At 38.8% G+C, this 21,036-nt stretch carries 17 protein-coding genes; 8 read left to right on the forward strand and 9 right to left on the reverse strand.

From position 1 onward, the window contains the following. Positions 1-48: 48 nt before the first annotated feature. Positions 49-969 carry a M14 family metallopeptidase gene (locus C9J51_RS02760; RefSeq protein ID WP_045035420.1) on the reverse strand — a complete coding sequence of 307 codons (921 nt, stop codon included), beginning with the start codon at positions 967-969 and terminating at the stop codon, positions 49-51. Positions 970-1,222: 253 nt separating this feature from the next. Here C9J51_RS02760 and C9J51_RS02765 point away from each other — a divergent pair, with 253 nt between their 5' ends. The 6 genes from C9J51_RS02765 to C9J51_RS02790 all read left to right on the forward strand — a co-directional run bounded on the left by C9J51_RS02765 (position 1,223) and on the right by C9J51_RS02790 (position 8,514). Beyond that, the gene (locus C9J51_RS02765; RefSeq protein WP_045035421.1) at positions 1,223-1,759 is read left to right on the forward strand and encodes a Dps family protein; all 537 of its coding nucleotides are present in this window, start codon (positions 1,223-1,225) and stop codon (positions 1,757-1,759) included. A gap of 499 nt (positions 1,760-2,258) precedes the next feature. Further along, the gene (locus tag C9J51_RS02770; protein ID WP_052667917.1) at positions 2,259-5,102 is read left to right on the forward strand and encodes a xanthine dehydrogenase family protein molybdopterin-binding subunit; all 2,844 of its coding nucleotides are present in this window, start codon (positions 2,259-2,261) and stop codon (positions 5,100-5,102) included. Continuing rightward, positions 5,099-5,629 carry a (2Fe-2S)-binding protein gene (locus tag C9J51_RS02775; RefSeq protein WP_045035423.1) on the forward strand — a complete coding sequence of 177 codons (531 nt, stop codon included), beginning with the start codon at positions 5,099-5,101 and terminating at the stop codon, positions 5,627-5,629. The genes C9J51_RS02770 and C9J51_RS02775 overlap by 4 nt, the downstream gene beginning before the upstream one ends. Beyond that, on the forward strand, positions 5,626-6,897 hold the full coding sequence (locus tag C9J51_RS02780; RefSeq protein ID WP_082064107.1) for a cytochrome c: 1,272 nt from the start codon (positions 5,626-5,628) through the stop codon (positions 6,895-6,897). Before C9J51_RS02775 ends, C9J51_RS02780 begins: the two co-directional genes overlap by 4 nt. Before the next feature lie 74 nt (positions 6,898-6,971). Then, complete coding sequence (locus tag C9J51_RS02785; RefSeq protein ID WP_045039790.1) at positions 6,972-7,952, forward strand: XdhC family protein; 981 nt, start codon at positions 6,972-6,974, stop codon at positions 7,950-7,952. Beyond that, on the forward strand, positions 7,924-8,514 hold the full coding sequence (locus C9J51_RS02790; RefSeq protein WP_244907459.1) for an NTP transferase domain-containing protein: 591 nt from the start codon (positions 7,924-7,926) through the stop codon (positions 8,512-8,514). The genes C9J51_RS02785 and C9J51_RS02790 overlap by 29 nt, the downstream gene beginning before the upstream one ends. 100 nt (positions 8,515-8,614) lie before the next feature. Here the strand turns inward: C9J51_RS02790 and C9J51_RS02795 are convergent, their stop codons facing one another. The 3 genes from C9J51_RS02795 to C9J51_RS02805 all read right to left on the reverse strand — a co-directional run bounded on the left by C9J51_RS02795 (position 8,615) and on the right by C9J51_RS02805 (position 11,829). Further along, on the reverse strand, positions 8,615-9,667 hold the full coding sequence (locus C9J51_RS02795) for a succinylglutamate desuccinylase/aspartoacylase family protein (RefSeq protein ID WP_045035427.1): 1,053 nt from the start codon (positions 9,665-9,667) through the stop codon (positions 8,615-8,617). A gap of 242 nt (positions 9,668-9,909) precedes the next feature. Continuing rightward, a complete protein-coding gene (locus C9J51_RS02800) occupies positions 9,910-11,241 on the reverse strand; it encodes a peptidoglycan DD-metalloendopeptidase family protein (protein ID WP_045039792.1) in 1,332 nt (443 codons plus the stop codon). 297 nt (positions 11,242-11,538) lie between these two features. After that, positions 11,539-11,829, reverse strand: a complete 291-nt coding sequence (locus C9J51_RS02805) for a hypothetical protein (protein WP_107274849.1) — start codon at positions 11,827-11,829, stop codon at positions 11,539-11,541. Between the two features lie 156 nt (positions 11,830-11,985). Between C9J51_RS02805 and C9J51_RS02810 the strand changes: the two genes are divergently transcribed. After that, a complete protein-coding gene (locus C9J51_RS02810) occupies positions 11,986-12,426 on the forward strand; it encodes a bifunctional diaminohydroxyphosphoribosylaminopyrimidine deaminase/5-amino-6-(5-phosphoribosylamino)uracil reductase RibD (RefSeq protein ID WP_045039794.1) in 441 nt (146 codons plus the stop codon). 130 nt (positions 12,427-12,556) lie between these two features. Here the strand turns inward: C9J51_RS02810 and C9J51_RS02815 are convergent, their stop codons facing one another. The 4 genes from C9J51_RS02815 to cspE all read right to left on the reverse strand — a co-directional run bounded on the left by C9J51_RS02815 (position 12,557) and on the right by cspE (position 17,676). Then, entirely contained in the window at positions 12,557-12,868 is a 312-nt protein-coding gene (locus tag C9J51_RS02815; protein ID WP_045039795.1) for a cation diffusion facilitator transporter, read from the reverse strand. Between the two features lie 883 nt (positions 12,869-13,751). Next, positions 13,752-15,746, reverse strand: coding sequence for a transketolase (gene tkt, locus C9J51_RS02820; protein ID WP_045035432.1), 1,995 nt, complete (start codon positions 15,744-15,746; stop codon positions 13,752-13,754). 81 nt (positions 15,747-15,827) lie between these two features. Further along, entirely contained in the window at positions 15,828-16,778 is a 951-nt protein-coding gene (tal, locus tag C9J51_RS02825; protein ID WP_045035433.1) for a transaldolase, read from the reverse strand. 685 nt (positions 16,779-17,463) lie between these two features. Then, complete coding sequence (cspE, locus tag C9J51_RS02830; RefSeq protein WP_045028318.1) at positions 17,464-17,676, reverse strand: transcription antiterminator/RNA stability regulator CspE; 213 nt, start codon at positions 17,674-17,676, stop codon at positions 17,464-17,466. 844 nt (positions 17,677-18,520) lie between these two features. On the opposite strand from cspE, the gene C9J51_RS02835 reads away from it, so the two are divergent. Continuing rightward, entirely contained in the window at positions 18,521-18,985 is a 465-nt protein-coding gene (locus tag C9J51_RS02835; RefSeq protein WP_107274850.1) for a hypothetical protein, read from the forward strand. A 519-nt stretch (positions 18,986-19,504) separates the two neighbouring features. Here C9J51_RS02835 and C9J51_RS02845 read toward each other — a convergent pair. Continuing rightward, positions 19,505-20,995 carry a lactate dehydrogenase gene (locus C9J51_RS02845; protein WP_045039797.1) on the reverse strand — a complete coding sequence of 497 codons (1,491 nt, stop codon included), beginning with the start codon at positions 20,993-20,995 and terminating at the stop codon, positions 19,505-19,507. Between the last annotated feature and the right edge of the window lie 41 nt (positions 20,996-21,036).

The raw sequence follows: 21,036 nt of genomic DNA on the forward strand, positions 1-21,036 counted from the left end.
CACTTGAAATAATCAGTATAGCGCGTTTAATGGTGGCTAAAAAAGCGTTTAATGATTGTTTTTTAAATACTCAAGTGCACCTATAATTGCCGCAACTTGCGCCATATTACACTCTTGATCCGTAACGCGTGGACTGTCTGGATAAACTTCAGTCGTTGAAGTATACAAAGCGTCAGTTACGCTAGCACATAATCCTAATGCTTTTAGTGGATAATTAATCACGCCTTCTTGGGTAATCGGCTCGCCAATAATGTTGCCGTCACTATCAGCAGGTGCAATATGAGTAACATGGCGCACTGAATCAATAATGGCTTTTTGGAAATCATGTTGTGGATTTTCAGTATCACCAACACCATAAAAACCGTCAGGCACGACATCTGCAATATATTCTTTACCATCACGTGCCGCAAGGGCGGGTCTAAATTCACTTTCATCACTATCTGTGGTTTCGTGTAAATCAAGATGAGCGAGAAAATGTATTTGCTGAGCTTGGACTAATTTCATCAATGCCGCAGATTCTTCTGCTGGACTATTAGCATAAAATGAACGGTTAGGATCAACCGCATTAGGGTTCCAGCGATTAATTGTTTCATATCCCCACGGGCTAACACAAGGCACCACCAGAATATTAAAATCACGGCTATATTGCTGTGCTTTTTGTGACAAGAAAGCTAATGCACCATGAACACCACTGGTTTCATAACCATGAATACCGCCAGTAATTAATACAGTAGGTTTAGTGTTGTCCCAATCACGCGTTTTAATCGCAAATAAAGGGTACTTTTCTGGTGAATAAGAGAGTGCACCGTACTGTTCAATATCGAAGTTATCACTCAAAGCATGAATGTGGGAAACAACTTGCTCAAGATAACTACGTTTGATGGTCGTTTGTGCTAACCAAGCGGCTTTTTCTGTGGCCCCCCACTTTATACCAGCAGTACCAATTGCGTATCCAAATGAATTATCCATTGCTTTACCTATGTCATTATTATTGAGGTATCTATTTTTAGAGGGTAAACAGCTGATTATATTTAAGCAAATTTTATCTAATTATCGTCTCAAAAAAATAGAAATACTTATAATTATACTGAAATAAAAGCGTCGTTATTAAGCAGAAGACAGTAATGTTAGGTTGCATTAATCTGCTGCTACACTCTATTGTCATACAAATGAGAAGGCCTATAGTAATGACGTTCAAAACATAATTACTAAGGAAAAGACGATGAGTACTACAATATTGAATGAAGTTCAGATTGAAGACGCAAAACAACATCTTACTCGTCCTCTAGCCACACCTACCGATTTATGTGTAGACGCGACTAAAGAGATCAGTGGTGCGTTAACTGCAATTTTAGCTGATGTATTTGCGATTTATATGAAAACCAAAAACTTCCACTGGCATATGAGTGGTGCGCATTTCCGTGATTACCATTTAATGTTAGATGAGCAGAGTGCACAGTTATTTGCAATGACGGATGATATCGCTGAACGTGCACGTAAAATTGGTGGTCGTACTATACGTTCAATTGGTGAAATTTCTCGTATGCAGCGTATTTTAGATAATGACGCTGATTATGTTGAGCCTGCCGATATGCTGGCTGAATTGTGTGAAGATAATAAACAATTAGCAGCAGAGCTTCGCGCAGCACATATTTTATGTGACGAGCGTAATGATTTTTCTTCAGTGAGTATGATTGATAATTGGATTGATGAAACAGAACGTCGTGTTTGGTTTCTTTATGAATCATACCGTCATTGATAGAGTAATATAATTTAATTATTGCGTTTATCTATAATAAAAAAGGATAGGTTTTATAACTTATCCTTTTTTATTATTTGTAATTTAGGCCTCACTTAAATAGCGTTAATGTATAAACTAAGTTGATAACTTATAAATCAATATTAATGAAATATTTACTATTTTTTGAATGGAGATCTCTTTGTTTTTGTGAATATAGTTTATTTATTGTGTGTTTAGTAAAAATAAGTATCAAATACAAACCTGATTGTTATTTTTATGTTCTCTTTTTCTAATTTAGATAAGTATTCATATTTTTGTTTTTAATTGATTGTTGCGTATATGATGCAGAGGTATAAAATGCGCAAGATTAAGCATATCTATTGTGCATAAATAGTAATTTTGAGTTGATATTCTTATTGTTGTTAATAGCCATAACTATTGTGTGGTATTTAATAAAATAGAATATTCATTTTGAAATATAATAAAAATTATAATGAGAATGTTGAAGGAGTTAATCATGTCAATGGAACTTTCGCGAAGGAGTTTTATTAAACATGGTATCATCGCTGGTATCTGCGTTTATACTGTTCCCGCTTTAGCCCGATTTAATCTTAATTTAGATGGCAGTAATAGTTTAGTTGCTCCTGAATTAGCGGCATCTTGGCAATCTGATTTTAAAGTACGTTTTAGAAGTGATGCTATTGCTAAAGTCACGGGTGAAAAAGTGTATGGACGTGATTTGCGATCAACCGATATTGATGGTTGGCCAAGTGAGCAGTCATGGGCTTTTTATATTCGTGCCGATCGTGCTGATCGTATCTATCAAGGTGTTGATTTAAGTTTATTACCTGCAAATGCTCAGCCAAGTAATATTGTTACTGGATCAACATTAACCAAAGATAAGATTGAATTACCACAATTTTATGGCACTAATATGTTGGTTACTGAAGGTGCAATGCCTGACTATATTGGTCAAGCCGTCATGCTACTTATTTTTGATGACTTTATCACTTATCATCGCGCTAAAGGTATATTGCAATTTAATAGTGAAATTATTAAATATGGTAAACAACAACCATTAGTTGCCGCAGAAAAAGATCCGTGGGGCGTGTGGCGAATTACTCGTGAACAAGGTAATGCTGCGGGTGTCTTGCCTGATAAATACAGTCCATTAAAAAATGGGGTTAATTTCCCTAACTATGTTGACCATAAACCATTTTGGCCTAAACCTAATTATTTAGGCTCAGCATTAGAGCAACAAATGGCGGTTGCTGATGATATTAAAGCAAGTTTAAAAGATGATAATAATTTTGTTTTAGACCGTAATTATCAAACTCAATTTATTGATCCGATGTTCTTAGAGCCAGAATGTTTTAATGGTTGGTTTGATCCTAAAACACAGACCATGCATACCATTCCTTCTTCGCAATCTCCAGCTAACTTCTTTGGTTTTGCAACCAAGATGCTTAACAATGGGCCTTTAGCGGGTAACGTTAAAAACTTAGTCGTACATTCACCTTTTATTGGTGGTGGCTTTGGCGGTAAAGATCACTCTATATTGCCTTTCTATGGTCTATTAGCGGCGATGTACAGTAAACATCCTGTGCGTATGGCAAACGATCGCTTTCAACAATTTCAATCTGGTCTAAAACGCCATCCTTTTAAGATGCACAATCAATTAGCGATTGATAAAACTACCGGTAAATTCCAAGGAATTGTGAGTTACATGGATCTTGATGGTGGTGGTCGTGAAAACTTCAGCTCTGTTGTTGCTGAAGTCGGCGCGAGTGCATTGCAGTCAATTTATTATTTCCCTAAAAATGATATTACCGCTGTTGCCAATGTGTCTGAAAACCCAGCGTCAGGTTCTATGCGTGGCTTTGGTACGTTACAGACAATGTCAGCCATGGAAATGATGGTCAATGAAGCGGCACAACTGCTCAATATTGATCCGATTGATTTAAGACTTCGTAATACAATTAAAACGGGTCAACTGAATACTCAAGGTGCAGTGCCAACCAGTACTGAACATTATGTTGAGATATTAAAGCAAGCTCAACAACATGAAATGTGGACCCAACGCGAGCAGCGTCGTAAAGCGTATGAAGCTAAGCATCCTAATAAACGCTTCGGTACTGGCTTTGCGATTTGTACTAAAGACTATGGTGCGGGTGATGATGCGCCTTCGACCTATATTGAAATGGATAAGACCGGTCGCCTAGTGATGGGGATCTCTTCTGTGGAGATCGGTACTGGTGTACAAACATCACAAGCTGCTGTTTTGGCAGATTATTTTGGTCGTCCTGCTGATGCTGTCAATCTTGCTGAAGTGCATGGTTGGGATCCGCTTCAAATGATCAATACTCAATCACCGTTTACGATGAGCCAAGCTTACCAAGATAAAATGCAACAAAATCCACGTTGGACACCGACAATTCCTTATGCGTCATCTGCATCGACATCGGCTTATTTCCAATCTAAAGCAACAGAAAATGCCGCTAAAGTTATTTTTGAATATGGCTTATGGCCTGCGGCAAAAGCTATTTGGAGTAAGTTGTACTACAGCGGTGATTTGGCTGCGATGGATTTTGGTGCAATGGAAGATGCTGTTTGGGTTGATGGTAAGTTAAGTGCTAAAGGCATGGAGCCATTACCCCTTGATATGCTAGCACAACATGTTCATCAACAAGGTTTAGTAACGGGCGCAATGGTACATACATTTAACCGTTGGGGTTGGGTTGATGCTGATTTCACTGTTGAAGGGCAGACTCAAACTTATCAATTAGATGCAATGGCCGTGAAATATGGTCATGGTGCTAATGCGAATAAGAAAAAACTAATGGCCAGTAATGGTTGGCATTTATTGGATCGTCGCAATGTTAAATACCCAGCGACGGTTCTAAATAATGCGATGGTAGTGTATTACGCTCCTTGTGCCGTATTAGTTGAATTAGCCGTTGAAAAGGGCTCTGGTAAGGTTGAAATTGTGGCAACCCAAACTTGGCTTGATGCGGGTAAAGTGATCGTCAAAGAACTGGTTGAAGGTCAAATTGAAGGTGGTTTAGTAATGGGTATTGGGCATGTGTTGCACGAATATTTACCACCAGGTGAAGAAGGTCCGGGTAATGGTACTTGGAATCTTAATCGCTATCAGGTGCCATTAGCTACTGATGTGGGTGTATGGCAAATGAATCATACTATTTTGCCGCCATTTAATAATTCTGACCAACGTAAAGGTATCGCTGAAGTGGTGATGATCCCAATTGTCGCGGCTGTTACTGAAGCTCTTTACCAAATTACCAATAAACGTTTTTACCACTTACCTGTAACGGCTAATGATATTAAGGAAGTACTTGCATGATCACTGTAACAATGACTATTAACGGTAATGTTGTCGGTCCAGTTGAGGTTGATGAATCAGTGAAAATGATTGATTTTCTTCATGAATATCGAGGATTAACTGGTACTAAATTTGGTTGTGGTATTGGTGTTTGTCACGCCTGCTCTATCATTGTGGATGATGCCGATGGTGGATCACACACTGAGCGTACTTGTATTAATGGCGTCGGTAATTTTAACGGTAAAAAACTGCGCACAGTAGAAGGTCACGCTAAACGTAATTTAATGGGACAAATCACCGCATTAAGCCCAGTACAGCAAACATTTGTCGATCATTTTTCTTTCCAATGTGGTTGGTGTACTTCTGGTTTTGTTAATGAATCAACCGTGTTAGTTGAGCAATTAGCCAAACAACCTGTCGATAAAGATCAGGTTGAGAATGTGATTGAAAACGCATTGAAAAAACATATCTGTCGTTGTTCTGGTTACCGTAAATACTATGTTGGTTTGCGAGATTTAGTACTGTCACAGCCGGGGTTAGTCAAATGAAACCGAGTTTAAAAATCAGTGTCGTTTGTGGTTTGTTATTAAGTAGCGGTGCGGTGTATGCAGAGGCATCATCAACGGATACACAAGCGCCATTATCTGAAAATATGGCACAATTGATCGCACAAGGTAAATATTTAGCGGCTGCGGGTGATTGCAGTGGTTGTCATACTATTGAAAGCGGTCAGGCGTATGGCGGCGGGCGTGCATTTGATACGCCGTTTGGTACTTTATATTCAACCAATATTAGTAGTGATAAACAGCACGGTATTGGTAATTATAGTTATCAGCAATTTGTTGATGCGGTACGTAATGGTGTTGCGCCTAAAGGTAATTTATATCCGGCAATGCCTTATACGTCATATCACCGTATTAACGATCACGATATGCACGCGTTGTATGCGTATTTCATGCAAACCAAACCTGCGACTCAACCGAATAGAGAAAATGGGATTGGTTTCCCTTTCAATATTCGAATGGGATTAAAAGTATGGAATCTTGTCGCGTTTGATAAACCGACCTTTACGCCTACTGCGGATAAAACGCCATTATGGAATCGTGGTAAATATCTAGTGCAAGGGTTAGGTCACTGTGGTGAGTGTCATACTCCACGTAATTTTATGATGGCAACGGAACAAGATCATCCACTTGAAGGTGCGGTGGTTAATTATCTTAATGCGCCTAATATTACGTCAAAAAATCTGACTCAAGAACATTGGACATTTAGTAATTTAGCGCAATTCTTAAAAACAGGCCAATCGCCTAAAGGTACTGCGTTTAATGATATGTTCATCGTTGAGAAACATAGTTTAACTCAACTTAATGATCATGATATTACTGCGATAACCAGTTATTTATTGAATCAAGCACAACCATCACAATCAGCGGTATCACAACCGAAGTTAACGTCACTTGTTGCATCACAATTTGATACCAAACTACCAGGATACCGTATCTATATGGATAAGTGCTCTGGCTGTCATGGTCAGAATGGACAAGGAACACCAAACGTAGCTCCTGCGTTACAAAATAATGCGACCATTGAAAACAGCAATATTTTTAATACGGTAGCAGTGTTAAATAATGGTATTGAGCGCCAAAGTTATAGCCAAGAGCAAACATATTATGCAATGCCGGGTTATAAGAACAGTTTGAATAATCAACAAATGGCTGATTTGATAACTTACTTACATAAGCGTTTTACTACACAGATGACAACCACAACGGCGAAGCAAGTGGCTGACATTAAAAAGCAATTAGCGACTAATTGATCATGCGATTAGCCTGCATTAGTGCAGGCTAACTTTGGTACTGTTGTTATAGTAAACAAAGTGATAGACGACTTATGAATGCCTTAGATAAACACGTATTATTAGATTGTCAGACATGGCTACAACAAGGGAAACCGGTGTGGTTATGTACTATTTTATCCACTTATGGGTCGGCTCCTCGTCCTGTTGGCGCTTTATTTGCAACTGATGGTCATATTCGCTCGGGGTCGGTATCTGGCGGATGTATTGAAGATGCTTTTATGAAGTTAATTCAACAACATGGTCTTGATAAACCATTACAAGTGTTTGATTATGGTACTCACTTAGCCGCGAATGGTAGCCAATATGAACTGCCATGTGGTGGTCATATCTCTTTATTAATCGAACATTTATACCCTGATGATTGTTATTTGGTTGACGACTGGTTAATGGCTGCGGAACAAACGTCTACCTTTATTCGTACTGTCAATATTGAGACAGAACAACGCAGTATTGTGATGGGTACAGAGACTACGGCATATCCTTCACCTTGGTTAACGGTGCATTACCAACAACATTGGCAATTATTATTATTGGGTATTAGCCAAGTCAGTGAAGAAGTTGCACGGTTAGCGATCAGAGCTGGATTTACCGTAAGATTGTGCGACGTTCGTGAAAATTACAGTCAAAGTTGGCGTTGGACAGCGGCAAAGGGGGGCATTGATGTTGAATGGTGCTCTGCGGATGCTTTTGTTGAGCGTTACACCAATGCTTATACCGCAGTGTTAGCACTTGCCCATGATCCTCGCGTTGATGACATGGGATTGATGGGGGCATTAGAGTCCAATGCGTTTTATATTGGCGCATTAGGATCGCATGCGAACAGTGATCGTCGTCGTGAACGATTAATGCGAATTGGTGAATATACTCAGGCTGAATTAGCACGATTGCATGCGCCAATTGGCATTGCCATTGGAAGTAAAACCCCATTTGAAATAGCCATTGCTGTGATCGCAGAAGTTATCGCAGTAAAAAATGGGGTTAATTGTGATTCATGGCATTATCACCATGGTTGATTGTGTGATACCGGCTGCGGGGCTGTCATCACGAATGGGGGCATGGAAACCTATGCTACCTTATCGTGACAGTACACTACTCGATATTGCTATTGAACACGCCTTGGTCTTTTGTTCAAGAGTGATCGTGGTGGCGGGTTATCGCGCCGATGAACTGGTACAGCGATATCAACATCAGCCACATATTCTGGTGGTGGTGAATCCTGACTATCAACAAGGCATGTTAAGCTCGATTCAAAAGGGTATTGCAGCCGTCACTAGTTCACGGTTTTTTATTACTCATGCCGATATGCCGTGTATCGATCCGCAGGTATTTACGCTGTTATCGCAAATGCGTCATGGGCGAGTGGTCTTTCCTGGTAATAAGCAACAAACAGGGCATCCCGTTTTAATTGATGCTGCGTTAATTCCTCGAATTTTAGCCTTACCTATCATGGCAAAAATGAAGCAAGTACTGCAAACAGGTGAAGAGCAATATTTACAGTTAGATGCCACGAGTGGTATTTATCATGATATTGATACACCTGAAAAATATCAGCAATTACTTCGGACATGCAAATAAACAACAAGTTATAAAATAAACACCATAAAAAAGAGAAGCCAAATACTTCTCTTTTTTTGTGGGTTATTTTTTGATCTTTAATGATATTGGTAACGCTGATTTAACTGGTCATGCCCCATTTTAAATCATCATCAAGCTCTTCAATCGCATCATAAAGATAAGATTCAACTTGTTCTTCTACTAAGCCATCTGGCTCTTCAAAGAACGCGATATGGAAAATAGCATCACCTTCATTGACTAGTGGTAAGGTTTGCTGACCAATAACAATGCCACCTTGTGGTGCAATCACCGTTACTTGATTGCTGCCTGCCGGATCGCTGATAGTCGCAATGATTTGGTTTTTATCTACTTTTTCACCTAGTGCAACATGTGATCGTAGTAAGCCATCAGAATCAGCACGTACCCAACGTGTTGCTTTTGGCACCATAGGCTCAATCACTTTTTTACTGCGATGAGTACGTAGCATTTCTAGGTGCTGCATGACCTTTAATACCCCTTGTACGCCAGAACCAATGGCATGAGCGTCTAAGCGGAGTGCTTCTCCTGCTTCAAAGGTAATGACTGGTATATCAAAATCTTCTGCTGCGGCACGCAGTGAACCTTCACGTAAACTCGCGTCAATCATAACCGGAGAGCCAAACGCCATTGCCATCGCTTTTGCTTGTGGGTTAGATAGATTAGCGCGAATTTGTGGCAAGTTAGTACGATAAATAGCGGCAGTGTGTAAATCAACAACATGCGTTGCACGGCGTACAACGTGATTAAAATATTGATATGCCATACGACCAGCAATAGAACCGCGTTCAGCTCCCGGGAAACAACGGTTTAAATCACGACGATCAGGTAAATAACGGGATTTATGTATAAAACCAAAAACATTAACCACAGGCACCGCAATAATCGTACCGTGAAGTTTAGATAAGTCTATTTTTTCAATAACTTGACGAATAACTTCAATGCCATTGAGCTCATCACCATGAATGGCTGCATTGATCAGTAATACTGGGCCTGGGTGTTTTCCATGTAGAATATCAACCGATACTGATAAAGGAGAATGCGTATAGAGGCGAGCAATTTCGAGTTCGCAGTTAGCATGGTTTCCCGGTTCAACCATTAGATTTGAAAACTCAAACGGGATATTTTTTGTGACCATAGATACGTCCTGTATATAGGCTATTAGAATATTACTGTTGATAAATATTGTTGCGTTGATAACCGCGTTATAACATCTTGAGAATAATCATAAAGTCTATTTTAATATAGGAACAAGATCACGTTTAATAGGATTTACTGTCGCTGTAATATGTCTAGATGTGTCAGATATGAGTAAAAAGCGTTGTGTTGATGCCTAAAAAAAGGCATTGCCGTAAGTCTGCAATGCCTTTTATAGGGTAATTACGAATCTTTTGGGTCGTTGCTAGCGACTTGAATCTCACTCTCTTTAGGCGGTAATGGTTGCTGCATTAAGCGGTTGTATTGCACCACATCAAGTTCAAAGGCTTTCTTTTGTTGATGTGAAACCGATGCTGCTAATGGAATCTTCGCTGTTAATGGATTAACAGGTTTGCCACGAACCAACAATTCATAATGAATATGGGGGCCGGTAACGCGTCCAGTACTGCCAGATAATGCGATTTTTTGACCCCGTTTTACGCGTTGACCAACTTTGACCAAGATACGGCTATTATGCAAATAACGGGTACTGTAATTAGCACTGTGTTTGATCACCACGTAACGACCAGCATAAGGGTGATTGGTTACACGAGTAACTACACCATCACTGGTTGCTAATACTGGTGTTCCTGTTGGTGCGGCAAAATCGACCCCGTTATGAGGCTGAATTCGACCTGTAACTGGGTGACGGCGATAAGGATTAAACGGTGAACTAATACGAAACCGCTTTGTTGTTGGGTAACGCAAAAACGCGCGCTGTAAGCTTTCACCATTTTGATCATAGAAATTACCGTCACTGCTTAAATAAGCGGAATATTGGTGTTTCTTGGTGTAAATACGAATCGCTTGAAGTTCTGTATCACCACTTGCCTGATCATTGACATATTTAGCTTTACTGACTATTTCAAAGCGGTCGCCTGCTTTTACATCTTGTGTAAAATTCAGCTTATCTTTAAAGATGGCAAGAATTTCATTTATTTCACTGTGGCTTAGACCTGCTTTTTTAGCTGAAGTGCTAAAACTGCCATGAATATTACCGTTAATGACTTTTTCTCGCCACACACCCGGTAAGGTTACTTCTTTAACATCAAAGTCGTTATTTTTATCTCGCGTATAGTCAATCGTATGCGCCACGTTAAATTGCAGTTGGACTTTATTTAATCGATGGTTACTGTCGGCTACCCAAAATCGTAAAATATCATTTGGGCGTAAATTATCAATTTGTAAGCTATTGAGATCTGCCGCCATAATGTCTTTTACATCAGCTTGTGGCAGATTTAAACGAGAGAAAATTTCACTCAGTGTATCCCCCTGTTTTACTTCATATTCATACGTAGGTGGCAGTATGATGTTTTTTATTACAGCGGCTGGTGTAAGGGTGTTTAGTACAACTTTGGGTGTAGTAATTAAAGGCAGTTGTACTTCTTTATGATGTGCTGATGATGTGGTGTTAATTGATAATACGGCAGCGGTGGTGATAATTGAGAGCCCAAGAAGGCCAATTAGGCGATAGTTTACAAAATTGGTTAGTACTGTCGTTTTCAACGTAAACATAATGCTCGTCAGTTCTTTTATTTTTAATGAGTGCGTCTGCACTTGGTTTATTTGGCGAATAGGTATCAAAACATAGCGTTTCTGAACCTTAAATGAATTAATACGGTAGGCGCTATTTTTTACTTAATTTATCACTAATTACAGCTAGAAAGCATATAAATAATGATTATAAGGTATTTTACGTCTCAATAATGTAGAAATGACAATTTCGTCCAGCCAGTTGATGCAATTTTAAGCTGGACGAATGTAACTTTCAGCGGAAAAGATAATGTTTGATTATCTTCGTGATGGTGTGCACTAACTGCGGCTTTGGTAAACGCTGGTGTGTTTTTTCTTAGGGAGAAGTGTGACTTCTCGCTGTTCTAAATGTGGATCTTTGTGAGAATTGATCTGTAAATAGTTATTTATATTCATTGCACGTACAACATCGGCTTGAATTTTTTCTGTTGCTGTTAGTTGATGAGTATGATCGATATATTCAATCATATGCTGAGTAGCCAACGGATTCGGTCTGGGTGGTATTGATGCTAATGCCGATAATGAATGCAGTGACAGCGACAAAGCTAAGGTTATTATTAATCGTTTCATGAAAAACCTCATGTTATTCAGTGAGGGCATTTAATCCTACAGCACCTGAATTGAGGGTGAGTTGCTAATTCATATATCATTCATGGTCTCAACATAACGGTTAAGCGTGATTTCAGTATAGAATAGTCGTTCTGAGATCATTAAAGTGAAGTTGTTATGACAGATTTAGCGCAAGAAATCAGCTTTATGCAACGGGCATTGGCATTATCACATCAAGCATTGCCAGCTTGCCGTCCGAATCCTCCTGTTGGGTGTGTCTTAGTCAAACAGGGGAAAATTGTAAGTGAAGGTTTTACACAACCGCCAGGCTTTCATCATGCAGAAGCAATGGCATTAGCCAATTATAAATTACCATTAAGTGACGTGACCGCTTATGTGACTTTAGAGCCTTGTTCGTTTGTTGGTCGTACACCATCTTGTGCGCATACTTTAGTTGAAAAGGGGATTAAGCGTGTTGTGGTTGCAACTCTTGATCCTGATCCACGAAATAGTGGTAAAGGTATTGATGTTTTAAGGCAAGCGGGGATAGAGGTGAGTATTGGTTTGTGTGAGCAAGAAGTTTTTGAATTTATATCACCTTATTTATTGAAAGAATAATATAAAACATAAAATAAAATTTTTATTAAAATAAAAAAACAAAAGCCGATTTAAATAGATAATAAATTTATTACCATTATTAAATCGGCTTTTAAGTATCACTAATAAAAACGTAAACTTAAATAATTAATTATTTAGTTGAAGTTTTGTGATGCTCACGAGATGATTCTTTATGATCATGCTCTTTAGTTTTGTGATGACGATGTTCGTCATGTTCATGGTGGTCACCATGAGTTTGTTCTGGGTGTTTATGGCCTTTAGGATCGCCACCATGTTGAGTATGTGGATGGCTTTTTTCATGGTCACGTACTTCATGGTGGTCACGGTCATGCTTGTGCTCTACTTCTTCACCGTAACGACGTTCCATTTTTTCATGCTCAGCTTCAGCAGTATGTTGGTGACCTTTTTGTGAACCTTTATGTTCTTGGCTATTATGACTCATATCTTAATCCTTCAATAAACAGCGTTAATAATAAGTTGGTGTCTGTCTATGGGATTTAATTTACTCTTATTTTAAATTTGAACAATATTCTTTTTTATAATCAAACATTTTATTTTTGATAATTGATGAATATTTAAAATAGGTATAAGAAGCAAAAAATGTCATGTAAGAATTTAATTAAAGAGGGCGCTGAACTTTTATATTAGTATATAAAAATGAAATCATAGCTATTAATAATAATGATTTATTTAAAGGGAAATGAAGTAATTATTTGTTTTTAAAAAGTATTGTTGTTAAGTAATAGTTAGCTATTATGATTAATGGGCTTTAGAGCTAAATATTCTATCCACCCGATGAATGGGGTGACGTAAATGTTAAATAATAACCTATAAAATGAGTATAAAAAGTAGCGTCAATTACAGCAGCTAAATGGGCGTAATTATAGTGATAAAGAACGCTAATCTAAATATATCCTGCTTAAGAAGTGAATGTAGGGCTGATTTTTGATGGTTTTTATCACGCAGCAAGTAGAATTTTGTCTTTTAATACGGTGAAATTTATTACAGATACCCGTTGAAATTAGTTTTTTATGGTGGACACCGTTTAAATGAAGAGAAAATGATGATTGTGTATCCCTATCAAAACCAATATATGATCTAATTTAGTGTCTTTTTGTGTCATCCCTACAATAAATACTAGAGAGAGTGATAGATAATCTATTCTTTTTGAAAGATGCCCACTTAATTAATTGGATTGGTATGAGATCTTATTATGAATCTATATGCATCGAATTAAAAAGAGATAAAAAAATGGCCTAACATTTGTTAGACCATTTTTAGATTTATTATATAAGTGCGATTAATCACACGTTATAAATAAGCACTTATGCTAGTAGTTCTTTAGCATTGTTAACGATGTTTTCAACAGTAAAGCCGAACATTTTGAATAGCTCTTCAGCAGGCGCTGATTCACCAAATGTTGTCATACCGATGATGCGACCGTTAAGGCCTACATACTTGTACCAGAAGTCAGCAATACCTGCTTCAATAGCGATACGCGCAGTAACATCTGCTGGTAATACGCTTTCACGGTAAGCAGCATCTTGCTTATCAAACAAATCAGTAGCAGGCATAGAAACTAGACGTACTTGACGACCAGCAGCTGTTAGCTCTGCGTATGCTTCTGCTGCGATACCTACTTCAGAACCAGTAGCGATCAAGATTAGCTCTGGCTTACCAGCACAATCTTTAAGGATGTAACCACCCTTAACGATGTTAGCAACTTGCTCAGCAGTACGATCTTGTTGAGTTAGGTTTTGACGAGAGAAGATTAAAGATGTTGGACCATCTTTACGCTCAATCGCGTACTTCCAAGAAACAGCAGATTCAACTTGGTCACATGGACGCCATGTGCTCATGTTTGGTGTTAGACGTAGTGATGATACTTGCTCAACAGGTTGGTGAGTTGGACCATCTTCGCCTAGGCCGATAGAATCGTGTGTGTACACTTGGATGTTCTGAATTTTCATCAGTGCAGCCATGCGTAGTGCGTTACGTGCGTATTCCATAAACATTAGGAATGTTGCGCCGTAAGGAACGAAACCACCGTGTAGTGCCATACCGTTGATCATTGCAGTCATACCAAATTCACGAACGCCGTAGTGAATGTAGTTGCCTGAAGCATCAGTTGGTGTGATTGACTTAGAGCCAGACCACATAGTTAGGTTTGATGGTGCAAGGTCAGCAGAACCGCCCATGAATTCAGGTAATAGTTTACCAAATGCTTCAAGTGCGTTTTGAGAGGCTTTACGTGATGCAATGTTAGCTGGGTTTGCTTGTAGATCAGCAATAACTTTGCTTGTTTCAGCTTCCCAGTTAGCAGGTAGACCACCAGTCATACGACGAGTAAACTCAGACGCTAGTTCAGGGAATGCTGCTGTGTATGCTGCAAACTTCTCGTTCCAAGATGCTTGCTTCGCTTTACCTGCTTCTTTTGCATCCCACTCAGCATAGATGTCTGCTGGAATTTCAAAAGGACCGTAGTTCCAACCAAGGAATTCACGAGCTGCTTTAATTTCTTCAGCACCTAGTGGAGCACCGTGACAGTCGTGAGAACCTGCTTTGTTTGGTGAACCAAAACCGATAATTGTTTTACAACAGATCAACGTAGGCTTAGTTGTTTCAGCTTTTGCTTCTTCAATAGCAGCATTGATTGCAGCAGCATCGTGGCCATCAACGTGACGGATTACATGCCAGTTGTAAGCTTCAAAACGCTTAGCAGTATCGTCAGCGAACCAACCTTCTACTTCGCCATCGATAGAAATACCGTTGTCATCCCAGAAAGCAACTAGCTTACCAAGACCTAGCGTACCCGCTAGAGAACATGCTTCGTGAGAGATACCTTCCATCATACAACCGTCGCCCATGAAAGCGTAAGTGTTGTGGTTGACGATATCATGACCTTCACGGTTGAATTGTGCAGCCATTGCTTTTTCAGCAAGTGCCATACCAACAGCGTTAGTAATACCTTGGCCTAGAGGACCTGTTGTTGTTTCAACGCCAGGTGCGTAGCCGTATTCTGGGTGACCCGGTGTTTTTGAATGCAATTGACGGAAGTTTTTAAGATCGTCAATTGATAGGTCATAACCTGTTAGGTGAAGTAGCGAGTACATAAGCATAGAGCCGTGGCCGTTTGATAATACAAAACGGTCGCGATCAGCCCATTTAGGGTCTTGTGGGTTATGGTCCATATGACCACGCCAAAGAACTTCAGCGATATCAGCCATGCCCATAGGTGCGCCAGGGTGACCAGAATTTGCTTGTTGTACGCCGTCCATGCTTAGAGCACGAATCGCGTTAGCTAACATTTTATGTTCCATAGTGTTTCCACCAAAATATTAAGTAAATTTAAAATTAAGAAAGCGGCTCTAGGAGCCGCTTTCTGAAATAGTGCTTAGCGATTAAAGACGATCTGCGATCATTGTCTCTAGTTTGCCTTGGTCTACTGCGAAGTTACGAATACCTTCAGCTAGTTTCTCAACAGCCATTGCTTCTTGGTTGTGATCCCATAGGAATTCAGCGTGAGTCATAGCCGCAGGACGTGCTTTTAGCTCAGTTGCTGGAAGTAGTTTCTGCTCAACAACACCAGTTGCATCTTCAAGTTCTTGAAGAAGTTGTGGGCTGATTGTTAGGCGGTCACAACCTGCTAACTCAAGGATTTCACCAATGCTACGGAAGCTTGCGCCCATAACTACTGTATTGTAACCGTGTTCTTTGTAGTAGTTATAGATGTTAGTCACAGAGATCACACCTGGATCTTCTTGTGCTTCAAAACTACGGCCTTCTTTCGCTTTGTACCAATCCATAATACGACCAACAAATGGTGAGATTAGGAATACGCCAGCTTCAGCACATGCACGTGCTTGAGCGAAAGAGAATAGAAGTGTTAGGTTACAGTTGATGCCTTCTTTTTCAAGAATTTCAGCAGCACGGATACCTTCCCAAGTTGACGCTAGTTTGATCAAAATACGATCGTTGCTGATGCCAGCATCGTTGTAAAGTTTGATTAGGTGGCGAGCTTTAATTACGCTTTCTTCAGTGTTAAAAGAAAGACGAGCATCAACTTCAGTAGAGATACGACCAGGAACAACATTTAGGATTTCTTTACCAATGTTGACTGCAAGCATGTCGCAAGTATCTTTGATTTGCTGTGCTTTATCATTGCTTTGTGCTTTTGCGTAAGCAATTGATTGGTCAATTAGAGGTGCATATTCAGCGATTTGTGCTGCTTTTAAGATCAATGATGGATTTGTTGTCGCATCTTCAGGCTGGTATTTGCTGATATCTTTGATGTCACCAGTGTCAGCAACAACAGTAGTTAGTGCGCGTAGTTGTTCTAATTTTGTGCTCATATCGATCGACCTTATGTATAGGGCTTATGTCATGGTGGCATCAGTTATAGCCTGAAATGCCACCATGTTCAAAAGAATTAATACTTACTCTAAGCATATTCATGATAACCATTAGCTCACCGAGTGAGCGGATGGAATGCACTAGAGCATTTGATGGTTTGATAATTGTCTTTTTTGGCTTTTTTGTCAATTTAAAATGGGAATAAATCATATTCAGATCGCAATAAAAGCAGTTTTAGATTTTATTTATTGTTTTGTTATTGATGTGATGTGTTTTTTTACTTTTCACTGGTTGAACATTTGATCTGGAGGTTGATCATTTGTACTGGCTTGTTAATGATGAAAAGTTACTATTTTATTAAATAACCGCGGGTAAATGTTACATGACATCCATCAATACCAATTGATAATCTAATTTATTATCCTTTTATATCATTATCTACAGCGAATGCTTGCGAGGATGATCAGGGATCTCATGCTTTTAAGCGATGATAACGTAATAATTGGATTGGTATAAATATTTACTCATGGATGTAAGAAGAAATGTAATAACAGTAAATGCGGTGATAGTTCAGTTAAGGCGTCGTTGAGTGACGATAGAGAAGACGGGGGGAATGGATTAAATAACAGGTATAAAAAATGCCGGCTATAGCCAGCATTTTTATTATTTATCAACGAGGATAAATTAGATAGCTACAACGTTTGCAGCTTGAAGACCTTTTTGGCCTTGTTCTACTTCGAAAGACACTTTTTGGCCTTCAGCAAGTGTTTTGAAGCCTTCAGAAGCGATAGCACGGAAGTGAACGAATACGTCAGCACCGCCGTTGTCTTGAGTAATAAAACCAAAACCTTTCTCTTCGTTAAACCATTTTACTAGACCAGTTGTTTGATTAGACATGTGATGCCCCTTATATAGATGATTAATTAACCGCTAAAATGCGATGTATTAAGTGGTTAAATTATTAATGTTACTGCCAAAACAAGGGAAACACTGAGGTACAAAACGATAACGTTGCTGTAGCTAAAAGTTTAACTGTGACTTGGTGTTGCATTTAATAACGTCCTGAACAACAGAACGAGACAGATAATAACAGCTGTTTGTTTTTTGTACAGCTATTTTTATCGATATGAGTAAAAAAGATTCTTGCTGTTAGTGTGGCGCTAGAAAGAAAGGTATAACGCCATTGAGAGAAGTGAACATTTTTTATGTGATAAAGCCTATCTAAATCTTCCTTATCCTATCTGTTGTGCGTGAACGTGCGATCACGTGATGCGGGTATAGATGGATACTGTTCAATACAGCCCTTTATTAGCCAAAGTTACGTAACACGTTTCTGCCCCTTTATGCGTTAGACCTTTTACTCATTCATATCGTATTAACGTGATTTTTGATTAGTTTTATTTTTCTATTTGTAATTAATCAGACTGATCTAATACATTTCTTACTTTCTACATTTTAAATCAACACTTTGAAACAAAATAATGCAATCAAGCTAATTATATTTATGAGTTAAATTGATTATAATTGTCTGGATTTATGGGCATTATGTTGCGTGATAGTAAGAATGCTTACTAATAAGCTGTTAGCTCTCTCGAGCATTAACTCAATACAGAGGTGAAATTTGAGTTTTAAGTCTTTTGTGGATGTACTTAGTTCAGTCGCATCTCTTGTAGCGATTGTATCAGTCCTTATCGCTTGGTCTCGAAGTCGACTCAAGCCGTTAAAACTAAAAAGAGTCTTGGTGCATAAAAAGAAAACTTCTACGACATTTTTTCTCTACTTTATAAATCGGCAAGCTTATCCTGTAAAAATTAGGTACTTAAAATGCTTCACGAAAGTGACATTTCAAGTATCACAAAAGAACAACTGTCGTCCCGAAAGACGACAATTGTTGGATTACGATGATCTTGTATTTCAAACTCAAGATGAATATGAAATAGAAGCATATGCTGACTGTTCTATAAAGATAGAATGCGATGAACCGATCGCTGTCGACTCAGATAAGTTTGTGGTCTCAACTCAGACATCTCACGGTTATCACTTATTGAAAGTGCGAGACATTGATATTGTTCATATGGGAACTGGCTCAGTTGGATATCTAGTACCTTTTAAAGAAACATTCGACAACAAGATTAAAGCTAGGGTATACCATGTATTTTCTATCGTGCGATTTTATGTTCGCAAACTCTTCAAAAAAGAGAGTTAACAAATAAGGATATGTGCCGCGTAGCCGACACCTATCCGAAGTGTGGGACAAACCCAGCAAATATCATGAAGGGTGATGTTGAACAGTCGAACATAACATTACCCTCACTTTTCCTAATACCTACCAGCCCAAATAGAGCTGTATCCATAACACGCTTTTGTCTAATAACGAGTTAAGTTTGTTTGAGTTAGATTTGTTAGTATGCATAAAATTTGTGATGTTAAATACCGCCTATCGAGGAGGTATTTTTGTATTTGGTTGTTATCGCAGATTAGATTTGTGAGACTAAATAATGAAAATTTACTCAAGAAATGGTTTTCGATAGGCTTAATTTTAGTGGTGGTCTTTATTTGGGCTTAAAATCATTTATTGTTACGATGACGTTAATTGTATTGTGTATGCAATGCTATTGCTTAGTGATAAGCAAGATATGCAAAAAAGACTTATAGATTATTGTCTAGTTTACAAATAAATTAATGAAAACCGCTTGCTGTAGCGGTTTTTTATCAATGAAATTCGTTATTGTAATAACTGTTCAAGCGTCATCGGTGAAGACATTAAGCCCAGTGTTTGTGCGGGGGTTATTCCGGCTTTATTTTGATGGCAAAGGTTATGCCAAGCACGATAAATATCCAATAATGGTAATAAGCTAGCAGGGCGCAGTTTACGTCGTGGCTCATTAACCATATGGTTAAACTGATCATAAAAACGCTGTTGATAAGCTGTTGCTGCATGATGAGTGGCAATCGTTAACCAGTGTTGTTGATTTTTTTTATTACCCCCAAGGTGACAAATACCCTTATTGGCGCTTTTATTACGACTAAATGCCCACCGATCTCGCCACCATCCCATTAAGACAATATCAATTTTTTCAATTTGCTGTCCGTGTTGCCATTGCTGATCTTCAACCACATAAAGCGGGTCGATAGTATGGTTATTAATACGATCAATAAAAACAGATAAACACGCTGAACGTAATAAGGTTTCTTGCGGCATAAACACCGCTAAAGTGGGAATGTTTTGATTGAGTAACTCACGTAAATATAAAAAATGACTATATACCGTGTATTGCGGCCGAATCAAACACCCTTTGGTTGGATAATGAATTGTGACTTGGCCACTAAGTGGATTTTCCATATTTTTACGAGCTAAAATTTGACGGTAAGTAGTATCAATATGGGCGAGCAAACCTTGTGATAACGGCGGTGCGCTTTGTGGGTAATGGTTGTTATGTGGGGTAATAAAGCGAGTGCCATTACAATAGGCGTCGTGGTGTGTAACTGATGTGGTTGCTGATTGAGTTTGGTAATTAACGTGTTGGCTTATGACATAGCCTGAATTAACCTCAGCCGTTGCTATCCATAATACGCCATTATTACTTTGAGGTTGCAATGGCGTAAGATCGGTTGCTAGCTGGCGATCTTGTGATTGTTTACCTAAACGGGCATCAAAAATCGTTAATTGATGACGACAGCGCGCTGCAATATTATTTAATTGGTCATAAAAGGTTTTAGGATTCATGTCGAGACGTCGGCAAATTTCCCGTACGGTATAACCCGTAAATAAATACGCTAATAATTTTTGTTGTAATTGGTGTTTATTATTACTGCTTGACCAAGGATCGACAAAAGTATGATGACAAGCTTTACAGCGATAGCGCTGACGTTCGCCGCTAAAACCAAAAGCATGATAATACTGACGGTTAGTGAGAACGGGCAATCCATTATGCAGGCAGTCATTATTTGAACATGCCGCTAAACCACTATTTTGTTCTAGTTTTAAACGTTGTTTTTCTGCAACAACATCATAATTACTGAGTACGGGAGGAAAAGCACCACATTCACGGCAGATCAGAACTGGTCGTTGAAGATTGCTATTTTGTAGAACATATAAATCAGGATCGGTACGACTAAAATTAGCGCAAGCGACAGTTTTACAATAATTGAACTGAATATCATCACAAGCCGGCGGCAATTGATCTAGAGTGGTAGATATCGAGGATAAAGTCATAGAACATTGCCTGATTGTATTTAAGAAAGCGTAATTATACC

Source organism: Photobacterium iliopiscarium (genome assembly GCF_003026395.1).
GTDB classification, from domain to species: domain Bacteria; phylum Pseudomonadota; class Gammaproteobacteria; order Enterobacterales; family Vibrionaceae; genus Photobacterium; species Photobacterium iliopiscarium.

Coding starts and splice junctions, on each gene's coding strand:
- C9J51_RS02760 (WP_045035420.1), bottom strand. CDS start 969: ATGGATAATTCATTTGGATACGCAATTGGTACTGCTGGTATAAAGTGG.
- C9J51_RS02765 (WP_045035421.1), top strand. CDS start 1,223: ATGAGTACTACAATATTGAATGAAGTTCAGATTGAAGACGCAAAACAA.
- C9J51_RS02770 (WP_052667917.1), top strand. CDS start 2,259: ATGTCAATGGAACTTTCGCGAAGGAGTTTTATTAAACATGGTATCATC.
- C9J51_RS02775 (WP_045035423.1), top strand. CDS start 5,099: ATGATCACTGTAACAATGACTATTAACGGTAATGTTGTCGGTCCAGTT.
- C9J51_RS02780 (WP_082064107.1), top strand. CDS start 5,626: ATGAAACCGAGTTTAAAAATCAGTGTCGTTTGTGGTTTGTTATTAAGT.
- C9J51_RS02785 (WP_045039790.1), top strand. CDS start 6,972: ATGAATGCCTTAGATAAACACGTATTATTAGATTGTCAGACATGGCTA.
- C9J51_RS02795 (WP_045035427.1), bottom strand. CDS start 9,667: ATGGTCACAAAAAATATCCCGTTTGAGTTTTCAAATCTAATGGTTGAA.
- C9J51_RS02800 (WP_045039792.1), bottom strand. CDS start 11,241: ATGTTTACGTTGAAAACGACAGTACTAACCAATTTTGTAAACTATCGC.
- C9J51_RS02805 (WP_107274849.1), bottom strand. CDS start 11,829: ATGAAACGATTAATAATAACCTTAGCTTTGTCGCTGTCACTGCATTCA.
- C9J51_RS02810 (WP_045039794.1), top strand. CDS start 11,986: ATGACAGATTTAGCGCAAGAAATCAGCTTTATGCAACGGGCATTGGCA.
- C9J51_RS02815 (WP_045039795.1), bottom strand. CDS start 12,868: ATGAGTCATAATAGCCAAGAACATAAAGGTTCACAAAAAGGTCACCAA.
- tkt (WP_045035432.1), bottom strand. CDS start 15,746: ATGGAACATAAAATGTTAGCTAACGCGATTCGTGCTCTAAGCATGGAC.
- tal (WP_045035433.1), bottom strand. CDS start 16,778: ATGAGCACAAAATTAGAACAACTACGCGCACTAACTACTGTTGTTGCT.
- cspE (WP_045028318.1), bottom strand. CDS start 17,676: ATGTCTAATCAAACAACTGGTCTAGTAAAATGGTTTAACGAAGAGAAA.
- C9J51_RS02845 (WP_045039797.1), bottom strand. CDS start 20,995: ATGACTTTATCCTCGATATCTACCACTCTAGATCAATTGCCGCCGGCT.